This window comes from Pseudomonas sp. NFIX49, assembly GCF_900115915.1.
In the GTDB taxonomy this organism is placed as follows: Bacteria; Pseudomonadota; Gammaproteobacteria; order Pseudomonadales; family Pseudomonadaceae; genus Aquipseudomonas; species Aquipseudomonas pharyngis.
The window spans coordinates 638,567-655,461 of sequence record NZ_FOYE01000003.1 but is presented as its reverse complement, the minus strand read 5'-3'; the positions used below and the strand labels follow the sequence as shown (position 1 = coordinate 655,461).

Genomic DNA, 16,895 nt, shown 5'->3' with positions numbered 1-16,895 from the left:
GCCGGTACCGCTACGCTCTGTACGATAACTGCTGTTCAGCGTTCGTTCAGACCCCAGGGCCGGTCGCATAATGCAAAAAGCCCGGCGCTACAGCTTCGGGCTCAGTCCAGACTCACTATGGAGGCACTGTGAAGGCATTGCAAGGCGTTGAAGGTCAAGTGGCATGGGTTGATGAACCAAGTCCTACATGCGATGTAGGACAAGTTCGCATCCGGGTGGCGGCAGCGGGCCTCAATCGCGCGGATTTATTACAGAAAGCAGGACTTTATCCACCCCCTCCGGGTGCCAGCCAGGTGCTGGGTCTTGAGTGTTCCGGGGTGATCAGCGAGGTCGGTGCAGGATCGTCCTGGCAGGTCGGTGACCGGGTCTGCGCCTTGCTGGCCGGGGGCGGGATGGCCGAAGAAGTGGTCGTCGACGGACGGCATGTGCTGCCGGTTCCGGAAGGTGTATCCCTGATCGAGGCCGCTGGCTTGCCCGAGGTGTACGCGACCGTCTGGCTGAATGTGTTTCAACTTGCGGCGCTCAAACCGGGTGAGAAAATTCTTCTGCACGCCGGAGCCAGTGGCATCGGCTCGGCCGCCATTCAACTGTGCAAGGCTTTCGGCAATCCGTGCTGGGTCAGCGTCGGTTCGGCGGAGCGCTTGGTCTATTGCGAATCGCTGGGTGCTCAGGGCGGGGTGGTGCGCACCGACGACCTGGAAAGCCTGCGGGATTTCGGGCCGTTCGATGTGATTCTGGATCCGGTGGGCGGCAACTATTCGGCATTGAATCTCAAGCTGATGGCGCAGGACGGCCGCTGGGTGCTGATCGGCCTGATGGGCGGCCGCGAGGCAAAACTGGATCTGGCCCAGGTGCTGGCCAAGCGCGTGCAACTGCTGGGTTCGACCCTACGCAGCCGTGACGATCAGTTCAAGGCGGATCTGTTCAGCGATCTGAGCCAGCACGTGTGGCCGCTGTTTTCCGAAGGTCGCCTGAAGCCGCAACTGGCCAGGACGTTCCCGATCAAGGATGCCGAGGCTGCCTTCGCCGAGCTGGCGAGCAACACGGTGGCAGGGAAGTTGGTGCTGGTGATCGACGAAAGCCTGAGCTGATCATCGACGGTTGTGGGAGCAGGCTGCTCCCACAAGCCAATTGCCTATTTCCAGAGGTGGATCGGCCAGCCGGATTTCTCGGCCTCTGCCAGCAGTACCGGATCCGGGTTGACCACATGTGGGTAATCCACTTTCAACAGCAGCGGCAGATCATTGCGTGAGTCGGAATAGAAACTCGCGCCCTCAAGGTTTTCCTCTTCGGCATCCAGCCATTCCAGCAGACGGGTGATCTTGCCTTCGCGGTAGGTCAGGGTGCCCACGGTGTGGCCGCTGAATACGCCGTGCGCCACTTCCAGCTCGATTGCCAGGACCTCGTCGATGCCCAGTCGCTCGGCGATGGGTTTGACCAGGTGCGTGCCCGAGGCCGAGATCACCAGGATCCGGTCGCCGGCCTTGCGATGAGCAGCGATGGTCTTGGTGGCGTCGCTGAAGATGATCGGCTCGATGAAGTCTTCCACCCAAGGCCCGACCAGATGCTCGACCTCCTCCGGGGTACGCCCGATCATCGGTTCGAGGCTGAAGTCCATATAGTCTTCCATGCGCAACTTGCCATGGCTGTAGGCGTCCATCAGCTCGTTGTTCCTGCGCATGAACGACTCAGGATCGACCCAGCCCAGGCGCCCCATCTGCTCGCACCAGAGGGTGGCGCAGTCGCCGTGGATCAGGGTGTCGTCCAGATCAAAAATTGCCAGGGCCATCGGTTCTCTCCGAGAACAGCTGCAAGCTACAAGCTTCGAGCAGCAAGAATTGGAATCAGGTATGCCGCAGTCTACAGCTTGAAGCTTGTAGCTCGCAGCTTGCAGCTGTTTTCAAGCTACCTCACACAGGGCGGTGGGATCGATGGAAAGTGACAGGCGCTGACCGTCGGGATGCAGATCCGCCGCCGAGCGGTTGAGCACATCCACTACCAGTTCCACGCCCCGGGCTTCGACGCGGTAGCGAATCACGTTGCCCAGCAGGCTGTGGCTGCGGATTTGCGCGTCGGGCTCCCCGTTGAGGCTGAGTTCGATGGCCTCCGGGCGAATCGCGATGCGGTGGTTGATCGGCCGTTGCAACAGCTTCGACGCACTCTCGGCATCCAGCAGGTTGTAGTTGCCGATGAAGCCGGCGGCGAATACGTCGACGGGCGCGGTGTAGAGGGTTTCGGCATCGCCGCTTTGTACGATCTTTCCCTGATTCATCAGGAAAATCCGGTCAGACATGGTCAGGGCTTCTTCCTGATCGTGAGTGACGAAAATCGTGGTCAGGCCGAGTTCGCGCTGGATCTGACGGATCTGTTCGCGCAGGTGTTTGCGAATCCGCGCATCAAGGGCCGACAGCGGTTCATCCAGCAGCAAAAGGCGCGGACGGGTCACCAGCGAGCGGGCGAGGGCGACACGTTGGCATTGACCGCCGGACAGCTGATGCGGATAGCGGCTGGCGAAATCGTTGAGTTCAACCAGTTTCAACACCTCGGCAACTCGCTTGTGGCTGTCGTCGGTGTTGACCTTTTGCATGCGCAAGCCGAAGGCGACGTTTTGTTCGACGGTCATGTTGGGGAACAGCGCGTAGCTCTGGAACACCATGCCGATCCCGCGTTTCTGCGGGGTAAGCGGCACGATGTCGACACCATCGAGCAGAATCTTGCCGCCATCGACCGGCGTCAGGCCGGCGATGCAACGCAGCAGGGTGGATTTGCCGCAACCGGACGGGCCGAGCAGGGTGACGAATTCACCCTTCTGGATTTCGCAGTTGATGTCGCTGAACACCGTGGTGCCGGCGTAGTTTTTTTGCAGGTGTTGGACGCTGACATAGCTCATTCGCTTTTGTCCTTGTTCAAGATGTTGGCGACCCAGGTCAGGACCAGCACGAAAAAGAAGTAGGAGATCACCAGCGCACTGGTGAAGTGGCCGCTGCTGTTGCGCATGTTGTTCAGATAAACCTGCAGGGTTTCGTAGCGAGTGCCGACCAGGATGTTGGCGAACACGAATTCACCGAACAGGAACGAGAACGACAGCAGCAACGCGACCATCAGGCCTTTGCGCAGGTTCGGCAGCACCACCAGGAAGGCTGCCTGAAAGGTGCTGGCCCCGAGCAGTTGGGCAGCGTCCATCAGGTCGCGCAGATTGATCGCTTGCAGGTTGTTGGTGATTGCCCGGTACATGAACGGCAGCGCCACGGTGAAGTAGCAACCGATCAGGATCCACGGCGTGCCGACCATCGCGAACGGCCCGGAACCGTAGAGCTGCAACTGCCCCACCGACGACACCACCGGCGGCACCGCAAAGGGCAGCAGGATCAGGATGTTCATCAGCGCATCGAGTTTCGGGAAGTGGTAATGCACCACGAACAGCAGCGGCAGGATCAGCACCACCGACAGGAACAGCGCGCCGACGCACACCAGCAACGACTGGCCGAAGGCGTGCAGAAAACGCGGATCGCTCCACAGCTGGAGGTACCACTTGAAGGTGAAACCGCTGGGCAGGATGGTGGCCGACCAACTGCTGGCGATCGAATAGATCAGCGTGCCCACCAGCGGCAGCAGCAGGATGGCGAACAACAGATAGACCACGACGCGGTGGTAGACGCCGGCCGGTCCGGATTCAGCGCGAGACATGGTAGCTCCTCTTCAGCAGCAGTTGATGCACGACGGTCACCAGGGTCATCAGCGCCACCAGCACCACGGCCAGGGCACTGGCCAGGTTCGGATCGAGGGAAATGTCGCCGGAGACCATCGCCGCAATCCGGATCGGCAATACGTTGAAGTTGCCGGTGGTCAGCGCGTAGACCGTGGCGTAGGCGCCGAGGGCGTTGGCCAGCAGGATCACGAAGGTGCCGAGCAGGGCCGGGGTCAGTACCGGCAGGCCGATGTGGCGCCAGAACTGCCAGCTGTCGGCGCCGAGCAGTGCGGCGGATTCGCGCCAGTCTTCACGCAGGGCGTCGAATGCCGGGTACAGCAGCAAGACGCCGAGGGGAATCTGGAAGTAGGTGTAGAGGATGATCAGCCCGGTTTTCGAATACAGGTTGAAGTCCTCGATGATCCCGGCCTGCTTCAGCATGATGGTGATGCTGCCGTTGAAGCCGAGCAGGATGATGAACGCGAAGGCCAGGGGCACGCCGGCAAAGTTGCTGGTCATGTTGGCGAAGGCGTTGACGAAGTTGCGCAGTTTCGAGTCGACCCGGCGCAGGGAGTAGGCGCCCAGCACCGCGATGATGATGCCGAACACACTCGACCAGAAACTGATTTCGAGGCTGTACTGGATCGCCTGCAGATAGAACTTCGAATTGAAGATCTTGCTGAAGTTGGCAAAGCCCCAACCGAATTCTTCCGATTGCAGGCTGTTGATCATCACCCAGATCAGCGGGGCGATTTCGAACACGATAAAGAACAGTGCGAAAGGCACCAGGCACAGGGCGGCCAGCCATTTGCCGCGAGTCATTGAGTTCACTTGAGCAACTCCCGGCACACAGGTTTGTCGTGGGGCACGCCGAGCAGCTCGCAGACGGTGCCGCAGATGTCGGTCTGCTTGGGTGCAGCTTCGCTGTTCAGGCTGAAGGCATCACCGAGTACGAACAGCGGCACCTGGCGCTCTTCCGGCAGCAGGCCGTTGTGCGAGCGGTCGTTGTTCATGCCGTGGTCGGCGGTCACCAGCACCTGGCAGCCGGCGTCGAGCCAGCCTTGCAGGTAGTCGGCGAGGATGATGTCGGCGCTGCGCGCGCTGTTGCGGTATTGCGGGGTGTCGAGGCCGTGCTTGTGCCCGGCGTCGTCGATGTTCATCGGATGGATCAGCAGAAAGTCCGGTGCATGGCGCAGGCGCAGGTTTTCCGCGTCGGCGAACAGGTGCGAGTCCGGGTAGTGATCGTTCCAGTAGAAGTGGCCGTGCTGGATCGGTAGCGTCGGGTCATCGGTATGCCGATCCCGTGCCGCCACGAACGGCGAGCGGTTGTACAGCTCACTGACCCAGTGGTACGCCGCAGCGGCGGTTTTCAGACCGGCATCGCGGGCGTAGTGATAGATGCTGCGCTGGTTGGACAGGCGCGAGACGTTGTTGTGGACGATGCCGCTGTCGATCGGCGGCACGCCGGTGAGGATGCATTCGTAAAGTGGTCGGGACAGGGCCGGCAGCTCGCACTCCAACTGGTAGAGCGCGGCGCGTCCTGCGCCAACGTAAGCCTGCAGATGCCCCATGGCGTGACGCGCGACCTCGTAGTTGAGGCCGTCGAGCACGACAAGGATGACGGTGTGCTTCATAGGGGCAAAAACTCCGCGAAATTCAATTATCTCGAAATCAACTCAATCCCTGTGGGAGCGAGCCTGCTCGCGAAGGCGGTTGTTCACTCAACGATGATGTTGACTGAGACGGCGCATTCGCGAGCAGGCTCGCTCCCACATTTGGATCTCCAACAAATCACACAGCGGTGATTCGCCGGCTTACTTCATCTCGACGATGACTTCTTCATTCCACTTCTGCGGCAGGGCCTTGGAGGTTTTTTCCCAGGCATCGGCGTCCTTGATCGGCGTGACCTTTTTGTACTGCTCGTTCGGCAGCAGCTTGGCCTTCACGTCTTCCGGCAGTTGCAGGTGCTCGGCGCGGATCGGGCGAGCGTTGCCGCGGGCGAGGTTGGTCTGGCCGGCGTCGCTGAAGATGTATTCGCGAGTCAGCTTGGCGGCGTTCGGGTTCTTCGCGTATTTGTTGATGATTGTGGTGTAGCCGGAAATCACCGAGCCATCGGACGGGATCAGCACCACGTAGTCATCCGGGTTGGCCATCTTGGCCTTGTAGCTCAGACCGTTGAAGTCCCAGACCACGCCGACTTCAATCTCGCCTTTTTCCATGGTGGCGATGGTCGGGTTGGCCATCGACAGGCGCCCCTGCTTGGCGATGTCCGCGAACAGCAGCAGGGCCGGCTGGATGTTCTTCTCGTCGCCGCCGTTGGCCAGTGCAGCGGCGAGTACGCCGTTGGCAGCTTGCGCGGCAGTGCTCACGTCACCGATGGAAACCTTGTATTTGCCGCCCTTGAGGTCAGCCCATTTGGTCGGCACTTCGGAGCCGTGCAGCAGCTTCTTGTTGACGATGAAGGCGATGGTGCCGGTGTAGGCCAGTGCCCAGTTGCCGTCCTTGTCCTTGGCCCAGTCCGGCACTTGATCCCAGGTGCTCGGCTTGTACGGTTGCACCACGCCTTGCTTGACCGCGATCGGGCCGAAGGCCGCGCCGACGTCGCCGATGTCGGCGGTGGCGTTGTCTTTCTCGGCAGCGAACTTGGCGATTTCCTGGGCCGAGCTCATGTCGGTGTCGATGTGTTTCAGGCCGTATTTCCTGGCCAGGTCTTCCCAGGTGCCTTTCCAGTTGGCCCAGTCATCGGGCATGCCGACACTGTTGACGGCGCCTTCCGCTTTCGCAGCGGCTTCGAGGGTTTTCAGATCGTCAGCCGCCATGGCGGCGGTGCACATGGCAATGGTCGAGCCTAACAGTGATGCCAGGAAAAACTGTTTCATTCCAAAGCTCCTTGGGTCGTGTTCAACGCTGCGATTGCGGTTTGTGTTGGTCTAGGTCAGCAATACCTGAGCCAATTTAAGGTGGCTCGATGACACTTTGATGTCGGCGATGGCTCGCCCAGCCTTTTCTATCTCCGGTATCAGCGAGTGCCCGGTAAGCGTAGACCACCCGCCAAGTCCCGGTCGGCAAGGGACTTGGCCGATGTATTGCAAGTTGTCAGGGCGACCGTTCGGTAGTTTTGTCATCTCTCGGTCATCTGCACTGCCTAGGCTTGCAAAACGACCGGACGGCACGATTGCTGTGCGGTTTTGCCCCGAAACAGTGCTGGTCTAGTCCAGATAGGTAACGTTGATGCGCGATGAGGCAACAAAAGCGGTGACAGCGATTGGCCAGATCCTTCAGGAGCAACTCGACCATGGGTTGCTGGCGGCGGGGAGCAAGTTGCCGGCCGAGCGCAAGCTCAGTGAGCTGTTCGGCACGACGCGAATTACGGTACGGGAAGCCTTGTTGCAGCTGGAGGCGCAAGGGCAGATTTATCGCGAGGAGCGGCGGGGCTGGTTCGTGTCGCCGCCGCGTCTGGCTTACAACCTGATGCAGCGCAGTCACTTTCACGCGATGGTCAGTGCGCAGGGGCGGGTGCCGTCGACCGAGGTGATTTCGGCGCGCTTGCAGCCGGCGTCAGCGGCGGTGTGTGCGTGGTTGCAGTTGCCGGCGTTGTCGAGCGTGATCCAGATTTGCCGGTCGCGGCGGATCGATGGGCGGCTGGTGTTGTATGTGGAGCATTATCTGAATCCGCAGTTTTTTCCGGGGATTCTGGAGTTTGATTTGAATCAGTCGATTACCGAGTTGTATGCGCGGCATTACGATTTGCACTATGGGCGGGTGCGGTTCGAGATTGTGCCTACGTCTTTATCGGTCGATGCGGCGGCGGCTTTACGGGTGTCGGTGGGGAGTCCGGGGTTGAGGATTGCTCGGGTTAATTATGATCAGTTTGGGCGGTTGATTGATTGTGATCTGGAGTTTTGGCGGCATGATGCGATTCACGTCGGGGTTGATGTTGTTTGACCTTGTTTGACCTTGGCGGCCGCTGGGCCGACCAGGTTTTGGATTGACTGTGTACATATCCGTTTCTTCGGGTGCTGCCGCTGACGGTTTCGCCCTTACGGCGAGTCACTTTGGCAAACGCCCCAAAGTAACCAAAACGCTGGGCCCCGGCGTTCGGCCCCTCGCTTTGGCTCGGTGTTCCTTCGTTCCGGGATTCATCCGGGGGCATCGCCTACGGTTTGCTTCGCTGCACCTCCTCTCGATGCATGCGGCTGCGCCGCACGGTCGCTGCGCTCCCACCCCCGGATAAATCCCTCCACTCAGCCTTCCGATGGGGCCGGCACGTCAAAAGCGGTACTCGAGCTAACGCTCATTGTGTTGAGTGGTGGAAGGGCATATGTGTTGCTTTTGCTCTCTGTGGGAGCTGGCTTGCCAGCGATGAGGGCTTTGAAGTCGGCCCGATTCTTCGGGTCTATTCTTGAGTTTGGCCGCCACCGCCTGCGGTGATCACTTGCACATTCATCCTTGGCGTCGCCAGGTCCAGGCCGGCTTCATCCAGATGTCGTTTGAGCGACAAATTGAACGCCCGTGAAACTTCCCACTGTTTGATCGGTGCTGTCTTGAATCTTGCTCGCAATATCGCGTTGCCGGATTCAAAGCTTTCCACGCCCTGAAATTCCAGGGGTGACCAGATGTTGCGCCGCTGCAGCGGGTCGGTGCGCATTTTCTGGCCGACGTCGCGCATCAGTTTGATGGCTTCGTCGATGCTCATGTTGAACGGCACGGCCACGCGGAAGATCGCGTAGCCGAATTCGCGGGAGTAGTTTTTGATGCTTTTGATTTCGCTGAACGGGATGGTGTGGACGATGCCGTCGATGTCCCGCAGGCGTACGGTGCGGATGGTCAGGCCTTCGACGGTGCCCAGGTGCCCGCCGACGTCGACGTAGTCGTCGATGGCCAGGGAGTCTTCGATGATGATGAACAGGCCGGTGATGAGGTCGGCCACGAGCGACTGGGCGCCGAAGCCGATGGCCAGGCCGATCACGCCGGCACCGGCCAGCAGGGGCGTGACGTTCATGCCCATGTTCGCGAGGGCGACGATCAGGGCGATGATGAAGATCGCCACGAACAGCACGTTGCGGATCAGCGGCATCATGGTTTGTGCGCGAGCGTTGGCCAGGCCTTTGCGTGAGCGGGTGAGGGCGTGGTGCACGGCGGTGTCGCTGAGGATCCAGATCAGCCAGGCGAAGATCAGCGTGCCGATCAGGCTGAACAGTTTGACGCTGACGTCGTGGCCTTCGCCTTCGGTGAAGCCGATCAGCGACATGCCCCAGACCCGCAGGCCCAGTTCGATGAAGGCCAGCCACACCAGCAAATGGGCGAGGGTGTAGAAGAAGCTTTTCAGGCGTTCGGAATACAGCGCGTGGCGTTTCGGGCCGCGTTGGGGTTTGAGGGCGTGGCGGCGGACGAGGCCGTTGATGACCATGCACAACACCAGCAGCACGGTGCAGATCAGCGACTGGCGCAGGGCGGTGCTGGTGTCGCCGGCGGAGACGAAGGTGGCGAACAGCGAAATGCCCACCAGCACCAGCGCCGGGACGTACCAGAAGGTGCCGAGGATTTCGATGGTGTCGCTGAGGGCGCGGCGGGTCAGGCGGCGGGACAGGGGTTGGTTGCGGATCAGGTGGGCGATCGGTCGGCGGAAACGCAGGATGAACAGACCGGTCGACAGCGCCGCGAGGACATTGGCGACGGTGGCGGCGGTGTGGGCCAGGTGTACGCCGAGGCCGGCTATCAGTCGCGGATCGCTCAGGGCTTCCCCGAACGCGGCGAAGCTGCCGATCAGCCACAGCGGGCGGAAGGCCTGGTGGCGCAGGATGTACAGCGCGCGGTGGCGGTGCGGTCCGTCGAGTACGGAAAAGGCAATCACGCAGATGGCCGAGAAGCAGGTGCCGACCACCAGCGCATAGGCCAGCACCATCGCCAGGCTTTTGCCCAGCGACGATGGCAGCGCGTAACTCATGTACACGGTGATGACCAGGGCGATCATCCACGGCCCGAGCTTGCGCAGGGCGAAGCGCAGCATGTCGAGGGCTCGGGGATGTTGCGGCAGTTCTTCGGTCAGACCGAAGCGCATGCGTACCCGATGACCAAGCCAGATCAGCGCGGCGGCGAGCAGGCTCCAGACCGCGAGGATCACGGCGAAGGCGAAGATGATCGGCAGCCATTCGCTGGCCGGCAGCATCAGGCCTTTGAGCTCGTCCTTGGCCATGTCGAATTCGGCGGACCAGCGATTGAGTGGGCTGTCGGCACCGGAGAACTGTTTTTCGAAAGTGGCGAGGGTGCCGCCGATCAGTCCCAGCACCCCTTCTTCCGGGGTGGCCTGGGCTTTTTTCGTGGCGTCGCGCAGTTTTTTCAGGTCGGTCAGCAACTGGGCACGTTGCTTGTCGTTTTCCAGCGACTTGATGACTTCGTCCAGGGACTGGCCGAGCGGTTCCTGAGCTTCGGGCTGAGCCTTGCCGGCGCCCGTGAGCAATCCCGGCAGACCGGCGGCGTCGGCAGGCGCCGGCGACACCAGGATCATCAGGCAAACGAGAAACAGGCAGGGCAGGGCAAAAAGACGAGCAAACACTAGGCGGTCAACCTCGCAAGGGGCGGATCGGGCGAGTGTACGAGCCCGCCAGATTCAATGCGAGCCGGGAGCGGATTTATTCGTTGAGTTTGGCAAGGATCTTGTAGACCACGGTGGCCAGGATCATCAGCATGCCGATCCACATGGCGAACACACCGGCGTTCTTGTCACGGAAGTTGAAACCGATGGCCAGCAGAATCATTCCGCCGAGGATGGGAATGAGCATGGAGTGAAACGCAGACATCGAGATCATGGCGACAGCCTTGTCGAAGGGGATGATTCAAGTCTAGGTGGGTTTTCGATGGACGGTGCTGATGTGTATCAGAAATGAGCCGGTTCTAAAGGCCGGGGATCGCAGCTCGACGCTGCGATCCCGGCTGTTTCCTATGGCAGTTCGCGACTGGCGTAGAACGCGCTCAGCACTTTGACCAGGTGAGCCAGGTCGTGGCTGCCGCACAGTTCGCGGATCGAGTGCATGGCGAACGTTGGCAGGCCGATGTCGACGGTGCGCACGCCCAGGTGGCTGGCGGTGATCGGGCCGATGGTCGAGCCGCAGCCCATGTCGCTGCGCACCACGAAGCTTTGCACCGGCACTTCTTCGGCCATGCACAGATGGCGGAAGAACCCGGCGGTTTCGCTGTTGGTGGCGTAGCGCTGGTTGCTGTTGACCTTGATCACCGGGCCGGCGTTGAGTTTCGGACCGTGGTTGGCGTCGTGCTTCTCGGCATAGTTCGGGTGCACGCCGTGGGCGTTGTCGGCCGAGACCAGCAGGGATTTCTGGATGGTGCGTACGAATTCGTCACCTTCCGGCAGCAGGCGGCGCAGGGTCTGTTCCAGCATCGGGCCGTCGGCGCCGCAGGCCGAGCAGGAACCGACTTCTTCGTGGTCGTTGCACACCAGCACGCAGGTTTCTTCAGTGTCGGCGGTCAGCAGGGCTTGCAGGCCGGCGTAACACGACAGCAGGTTGTCAAGGCGCGCGCCGGCGATGAAGTCGCCATGCAGGCCGATGACCGCAGCGCTTTGGGTGTCGTAGAAACTCAGCTCGTAATCGAGCACCACGTCGGCGTTGAGGCCGTGTTCGCGAGCCAGTTGATCGGTGAGCACCGCGCGGAAATCCACGCGCTCGTCACCGGCGAACTGCGCGAGAATCGGCGGCAGCTCGGTCTGGGCGTTGATGGCCCAGCCCTGATTGGCTTCACGGTTGAGGTGAATGGCCAGGTTGGGAATGATCGCGATCGGGGCCTTGAAGTCGATCAGTTGGCTTTCAACCTTGCCGTCGCGGCGGAAGGTGACGCGGCCGGCCAGTGACAGGTCGCGGTCGAACCACGGCGCCAGCAGCGCGCCGCCGTAGACTTCGACGCCGAGCTGCCAGAAGCCCTGGCGCTGCAATTCAGGTTGTGGCTTGACCCGCAGGCACGGGCTGTCGGTGTGGGCGCCGACCAGACGGATGCCGTCGTGCAGCGGCGAGTTGCGGCCCATCTTGATCGCGACAATCGAGGAATCGTTACGGGTGACGTAGTAACGACCATTGGCTTCGGTGTGCCAGGTTTCGCGCTCGTCGAGGCGCACATAACCGGCGGCCTCAAGGCGTTGAACAAGGCTGGCGGTGGCGTGGAACGGGGTAGGGGAGGCCTTGAGGAAGTCGATCAGGCCTTGGTTCAACTCTTCGCGCATAAGAAGCTCCAGACAGCAATGGGCGGGAGTTTAACGCATCGGCCTGATGCTTGGGACATGACATGTGCCGCTCGCGTCAACGAGCGGCGGCCACGCGTTTTTTCAGGTAGTTCATGATCACTTTTTCGTCTTCAGGCTTGTCCGGACGGGGCAGCTGCTTTGGCCAGCGACTCTGTTCCAGAAGCTTTTTCTGACGGCTCTCGTCCCAGCGCAGAATCTCCCGCGAGGCGCATTCCCACCACTCATGACGACAGGCGCTGTAGTACGGGTGATCCGGCGCGGCGCTGCCGTACAACAGATCCCGACCCACCTTGCGCATGGCGCCGCTCTGGTTGCGCAGCTTCCACTTGATCTTCAGACGCTGCCAGGCGGACGGAAAGGGTTTGACGCGCGGCACATCGGCACACAGGTCCACCAGTCGCTGGCTGAATTTCTCGCCGTGCTGGGCGAAGAAAAACGCCTGCATCGCGTGGAAGAAGCGTTTTTCCGCGAAGTAGTGGTAGATGTGTTTGCGCGCTTCCACCACCGGCCGTTCGCGCATTGCGTAGGACAGCGCGATCTGCTCGATGGTGTGAATCTCGAACCCGCCGGCCGTCCACTCGTCGATCAGCCTGATCGACTCTTCGAACAATGCCGAGTCGCGGTCGGTGATACCGCACAGGCCGCTGTTGTAGAGCTTGAAACCGTTCTGTGGGGAAACACCGTGGACACTGAGGTCGCGAGCGAGCTTCAGGTAGTCCGGCCGTTCGAAGACGTCTTTCCAGTCGTATTCGAAGCGATCCATCACCGACCGATTTGCATCGATGTATTGGAACAAGCTGTTCGGGTGGCTGGTGAACAGTGTGTCGGTGTCGACGAACAGGGTTTTCTCGGCCAGTTGCAAACCGGCGGCAATCGCGCAGGCCTTGCGCCGGTGGTGGTAACCGTTCTGTCCTTGCCAGCGGGTCAGGGTCGCTTCGTCGAGCAGTACGGTGTCGACTGGCCAGCCTTCGTAGTCTTGCGGCCGGTCGGTGAGAATCCTGATCGCCGGGCGTTTGCCGTTCTTGGCCTGGGACAGGACGGTCAGGATGCTGAACTTGGCTTCGCGCCGGTAGACATCCTGATTGCCGTAAATCAGGTAGAGCAGTTGATGACGGGTCTTCTTGACGGGTGTTGCAAGGGAATCAGTACAACTCATCCGGAACAAAATCCTATAAATCGGGCAGCTGTCGGTCCAACAGTGCTTAAAACGGTGCCGGGCATTCGAAGCGCAAGCGTTCGCCGGACTGTGGATGGGTGAAGCTGAGCATGCTCGCGTGCAGGCACAGGCGTGGCCAGGCAGCCAGGGCTTGCTCGTGGGCGTAGAGGCCGTCACCGAGCAACGGATGACCGATCGACAGCATGTGCACCCGCAACTGGTGCGAACGACCAGTGATTGGTGTCAGTTCGACGCGGCACCAGTCGCCGCAGCGCTCCAGCACACGCCAGAAGGTCAGGGCGTGCTTGCCGTGTTCGTGATCGACCACGTGGCGCGGTTTGGTCGGCGGGTCGTAGCGCAACGGCAGATCGATGCTGCCGCTGTCCAGTTCCGGCTGACCCCAGCAGAGCGCAGTGTAGGCTTTCTCTGTTTCACGATCGTGAAACTGGCGCGACAGTTCGCGGTGGGTGTCGGCGTCGCGGGCCAGCAGAATGATCCCCGAGGTTTCCCAGTCCAGGCGATGGACGATGCGTGCTTCCGGGTAGCCGTTTTCCTGCAGACGGGTGATCAGACAGTCCTTGTTGTCATCGGCCCGGCCGGGGACGGAGAGCAACAGGGTCGGTTTGTTCACCACCAGAACGGCGGCGTCCTGATGAATGATTTGGACGTTGGACAACGGCATTAAAACAGCCTCGTAACAAATGCCGACGGCGGCTCAGGGCCCCTCCGGTGTCGGAAGGGCCCTGAGCCGCCGTCGTTCCTGCCGGATCGACTCAGCGGTCTGGCAGGGTGATGTTGAGTTCCAGAATCGAGCAGCTGCCCTGGCTCTCCAGTGCCACATGCACGTCGTCGTTGCCGATGTTGACGTACTTGCGGATCACTTCCACCAGTTCCTTCTGCAAGGAGGGCAGGTAGTCCGGGGTGCTGCGCTGGCCGCGTTCATGCGCCACGATGATCTGTAGACGCTCTTTCGCGACCGAGGCGGTACTTGGCTTTTTGTTGGCACGAAAGAAGTCAAAAAGGTTCATTACCTACCTCCAAACAGACGCTCGAAGAATCCCTTCTTCTCGACATTCAGGAACCGGTGTTCTTTTTCCTTGCCCAGCAGGCGATCAACGGTATCGCTGTAGGCCTGGCCGGCGTCGCTTTGATCATCGAGGATCACAGGTACGCCCTGGTTGGAGGCCTTGAGCACGGCCTGGGATTCCGGGATGACGCCCAGCAGGCGTACGGCGAGGATTTCCTTGACGTCTTCGACGCCGAGCATTTCGCCTTTTTCGACGCGCTCCGGGTGGTAGCGGGTGATCAGCAGGTGTTCCTGGATCGGCTCTTCGCCGCGTTCGGCGCGACGGGACTTGCTGGCCAGCAGGCCGAGCATGCGGTCGGAGTCACGTACCGAGGAGACTTCCGGGTTGGTCACGACGATCGCTTCGTCAGCGAAGTACATGGCCAGGTGCGCGCCTTTCTCGATACCCGCCGGGGAGTCGCAGACGACGAAGTCGAATTGTTCCTTGAGCTCCATCAGGACTTTTTCCACGCCTTCGACGGTCAGCGCGTCTTTGTCGCGGGTCTGGCTGGCGGCCAGTACATAGAGGTTTTCCAGGCGTTTGTCTTTGATCAGGGCCTGTTGCAGGTTGGCTTCGCCGTTCACGACGTTGACGAAGTCATACACCACGCGGCGCTCGCAACCCATGATCAGGTCGAGGTTACGCAAGCCCACGTCGAAGTCGACGATCACTGTTTTGTGGCCGCGCAGAGCGAGGCCGGTACCGATAGCGGCGCTGGTGGTGGTCTTACCCACACCACCCTTGCCGGATGTAACCACGAGAATCTTGGCCAAGGTGTTTCACCCCTAAGGAAGAAGGACTGTTCAGCCCCTGAAAAACATCTCTAGAAAACTACTGCAGTCGGACAGCCTTGGCTGGAATCCGGCTTTTGGCCTTTTTCCTACTTCGTTTGAGCCGTTTTCGCTACGTTTTAGAGATGCTTGGAAAATGCGGCAGTATCCGTTAAAGCCGAATGATGTTCAACACGTCGCCCGACAGGCTGACCTGTACGCCCGAACCCCACATCGGATCGCGACGCAGGTCTTCGGAAACCTTGTAATGGCCTGCGATGGAGATCAGTTCAGCGCTCAATTGCTGACAGAAAATCCGCGCCTTGGTGTCGCCCTTGACCCCGGCCAGCGCACGACCGCGCATCGGGCCGTATACATGGATGTTGCCATCGGCGAGAAGTTCCGCCCCCGGGCTGACCGAGGAAACCACCACCAGATCGCCACCTTGCGCATATATCTGTTGGCCACCACGTACTGGCGTGGTGATGACGCGGGTCGGTTTGACGGCCGGCTCCGACGGCTTTTCCGGCTTTTTCGGGGCGACGGGTTCGGCTGCTTCCAGCGGTCGTTCGCGGGCGCCGGACGGCGGCAGCACCGGGATGTCGATGGCGATGGCGGCAGCGATGTCTTCGATGCGGCTGGCGCGGATCGCCAGGGTGCGCAGGCCGTGCTGACGGCACACGCGCATCAGGCCCGGCAGGTCGACGGCGCCTTCGCTTGGCGGCAGTTTGTCCAGCGCCAGAACCAGCGGCGCGTTGCTGAAGAAATTCGGTGCCTGGGCGACTTTGGCGGCCAATTGCCGATCGAGGCTGTCCAGGTCGTTGCGGGACAGCTCCAGCACTGTAATGGCGAGCATGCTGCCCTTCAGCTGGAACACGGGATCTTGGTCTTTCGGTTCGGTTTGGCTCATGTGGGCATACAACGGCTTGTCACTAAAAGTGCCGAGACTTATAACGAGAACGCCCGCAGGCCGCAAGCCGGGTCGAACGATGTAGAATGCGCGGCCACTGTATTTACGGAAGCTTTAATGGATCGCCCGCGTTTTCGAAAAGCATTTCTTGCCCCACGCTTCTGGCCGCTCTGGTGCGGCCTCGGGCTGTTGTGGCTGATCGTGCAGCTGCCGTATCCGGCATTGCTGGCCATCGGTCGTTTTCTCGGTGCCCTGATGTATCGCTTCGCCGGCGACCGACGGCGCATCGCCAAGCGCAATCTGGAACTGTGTTTCCCGGAAAAGTCCGCCGCCGAGCGCAAGCGTCTGCTCAAGGAAAACTTCGCCTCCACCGGCATCGCTTTTTTTGAGATGGCGATGAGCTGGTGGTGGTCGCGTCAGCGTCTGGCGAAACTGGCCCACGTCGAAGGCCTGGAGCATTTGCAAAAGGCCCAGCGCGAAGGCAAGGGCGTGATTCTGATGGCGGTGCATTTCACCACCCTGGAAATCGGCGCGGCGCTGCTCGGCCAGCAGCACACCATCGACGGCATGTACCGCGAACACAAGAACCCGCTGTTCGACTTCGTCCAGCGTCAGGGCCGCGAGCGGCACAATCTTGATTCGCTGGCGGTGGAGCGTGACGACGTGCGCGGCATGCTCAAGCTGCTGCGTGCAGGCCGGGCAATCTGGTACGCACCGGATCAGGACTACGGCGCCAAGCAAAGCATCTTCGTGCCGCTATTCGGCATTCAGGCCGCAACGGTCACCGCCACCAGCAAGTTCGCCCGGCTGGGCAAGGCGCTGGTGGTGCCGTTCACCCAGGAACGTCTGGCGGACGGCAGCGGTTATCGTCTGGTGATCCATCCGCCGTTGGAAGGTTTCCCGGGCGAGACCGAAGAAGAAGATTGCATCCGCATCAATCAGTGGGTCGAAGGCGTGTTGCGGGAGTGCCCCGAGCAATACCTGTGGGCACACCGGCGTTTCAAGAGCCGGCCACCGGGCGAGCCGAAGCTGTACGCCAAACGCGGTTGATTC

17 protein-coding genes are annotated in these 16,895 nt (G+C 60.9%); 3 read left to right on the top strand and 14 right to left on the bottom strand.

Annotated features, from left to right (window positions below):
* Positions 1-128 precede the first annotated feature (128 nt).
* Complete coding sequence (locus tag BMZ46_RS11120; protein WP_074687589.1) at positions 129-1,091, top strand: zinc-binding dehydrogenase; 963 nt, start codon at positions 129-131, stop codon at positions 1,089-1,091.
* Positions 1,092-1,135: 44 nt separating this feature from the next.
* On the opposite strand, the gene BMZ46_RS11115 is transcribed toward BMZ46_RS11120, so the two are convergent.
* From BMZ46_RS11115 to BMZ46_RS11085, 6 genes are all read right to left on the bottom strand, one after another.
* A complete protein-coding gene (locus BMZ46_RS11115; RefSeq protein WP_039769860.1) occupies positions 1,136-1,789 on the bottom strand; it encodes an HAD family hydrolase in 654 nt (217 codons plus the stop codon).
* A gap of 111 nt (positions 1,790-1,900) precedes the next feature.
* Positions 1,901-2,890 carry an ABC transporter ATP-binding protein gene (locus BMZ46_RS11110; protein WP_074687590.1) on the bottom strand — a complete coding sequence of 330 codons (990 nt, stop codon included), beginning with the start codon at positions 2,888-2,890 and terminating at the stop codon, positions 1,901-1,903.
* Entirely contained in the window at positions 2,887-3,687 is an 801-nt protein-coding gene (locus BMZ46_RS11105) for an ABC transporter permease (RefSeq protein WP_074687591.1), read from the bottom strand. The genes BMZ46_RS11110 and BMZ46_RS11105 overlap by 4 nt, the downstream gene beginning before the upstream one ends.
* On the bottom strand, positions 3,674-4,510 hold the full coding sequence (locus BMZ46_RS11100) for an ABC transporter permease (RefSeq protein ID WP_011333175.1): 837 nt from the start codon (positions 4,508-4,510) through the stop codon (positions 3,674-3,676). The genes BMZ46_RS11105 and BMZ46_RS11100 overlap by 14 nt, the downstream gene beginning before the upstream one ends.
* Before the next feature lie 5 nt (positions 4,511-4,515).
* Positions 4,516-5,322: an alkaline phosphatase family protein gene (locus BMZ46_RS11095; RefSeq protein ID WP_039769866.1), complete on the bottom strand. Its 807-nt coding sequence runs from the start codon at positions 5,320-5,322 to the stop codon at positions 4,516-4,518.
* A 180-nt stretch (positions 5,323-5,502) separates the two neighbouring features.
* The gene (locus BMZ46_RS11085) at positions 5,503-6,567 is read right to left on the bottom strand and encodes an ABC transporter substrate-binding protein (protein ID WP_039769868.1); all 1,065 of its coding nucleotides are present in this window, start codon (positions 6,565-6,567) and stop codon (positions 5,503-5,505) included.
* A gap of 352 nt (positions 6,568-6,919) precedes the next feature.
* On the opposite strand from BMZ46_RS11085, the gene BMZ46_RS11080 reads away from it, so the two are divergent.
* On the top strand, positions 6,920-7,633 hold the full coding sequence (locus BMZ46_RS11080; protein WP_011333178.1) for a UTRA domain-containing protein: 714 nt from the start codon (positions 6,920-6,922) through the stop codon (positions 7,631-7,633).
* A gap of 451 nt (positions 7,634-8,084) precedes the next feature.
* Here the strand turns inward: BMZ46_RS11080 and BMZ46_RS11075 are convergent, their stop codons facing one another.
* From BMZ46_RS11075 to minC, 8 genes are all read right to left on the bottom strand, one after another.
* The gene (locus BMZ46_RS11075) at positions 8,085-10,244 is read right to left on the bottom strand and encodes a mechanosensitive ion channel family protein (protein WP_039769872.1); all 2,160 of its coding nucleotides are present in this window, start codon (positions 10,242-10,244) and stop codon (positions 8,085-8,087) included.
* A 76-nt stretch (positions 10,245-10,320) separates the two neighbouring features.
* The gene (locus tag BMZ46_RS29325; protein ID WP_165369545.1) at positions 10,321-10,497 is read right to left on the bottom strand and encodes a hypothetical protein; all 177 of its coding nucleotides are present in this window, start codon (positions 10,495-10,497) and stop codon (positions 10,321-10,323) included.
* Positions 10,498-10,628: 131 nt separating this feature from the next.
* Complete coding sequence (locus BMZ46_RS11070) at positions 10,629-11,918, bottom strand: M18 family aminopeptidase (RefSeq protein WP_007960074.1); 1,290 nt, start codon at positions 11,916-11,918, stop codon at positions 10,629-10,631.
* Positions 11,919-11,994: 76 nt separating this feature from the next.
* A complete protein-coding gene (locus BMZ46_RS11065; protein ID WP_074687592.1) occupies positions 11,995-13,095 on the bottom strand; it encodes a hypothetical protein in 1,101 nt (366 codons plus the stop codon).
* A gap of 46 nt (positions 13,096-13,141) precedes the next feature.
* A complete protein-coding gene (locus BMZ46_RS11060) occupies positions 13,142-13,777 on the bottom strand; it encodes an RluA family pseudouridine synthase (protein WP_039769876.1) in 636 nt (211 codons plus the stop codon).
* 91 nt (positions 13,778-13,868) lie between these two features.
* Positions 13,869-14,123 (bottom strand): cell division topological specificity factor MinE, encoded by a 255-nt coding sequence (minE, locus tag BMZ46_RS11055; protein WP_007960071.1) that lies wholly within the window; start codon positions 14,121-14,123, stop codon positions 13,869-13,871.
* Positions 14,123-14,935 carry a septum site-determining protein MinD gene (gene minD, locus BMZ46_RS11050; protein WP_039769880.1) on the bottom strand — a complete coding sequence of 271 codons (813 nt, stop codon included), beginning with the start codon at positions 14,933-14,935 and terminating at the stop codon, positions 14,123-14,125. Before minD ends, minE begins: the two co-directional genes overlap by 1 nt.
* Before the next feature lie 169 nt (positions 14,936-15,104).
* Positions 15,105-15,842: a septum site-determining protein MinC gene (minC, locus tag BMZ46_RS11045; protein ID WP_039769884.1), complete on the bottom strand. Its 738-nt coding sequence runs from the start codon at positions 15,840-15,842 to the stop codon at positions 15,105-15,107.
* Positions 15,843-15,959: 117 nt separating this feature from the next.
* Here minC and BMZ46_RS11040 point away from each other — a divergent pair, with 117 nt between their 5' ends.
* On the top strand, positions 15,960-16,892 hold the full coding sequence (locus BMZ46_RS11040) for a lipid A biosynthesis lauroyl acyltransferase (protein ID WP_007960061.1): 933 nt from the start codon (positions 15,960-15,962) through the stop codon (positions 16,890-16,892).
* Positions 16,893-16,895: the final 3 nt, after the last annotated feature.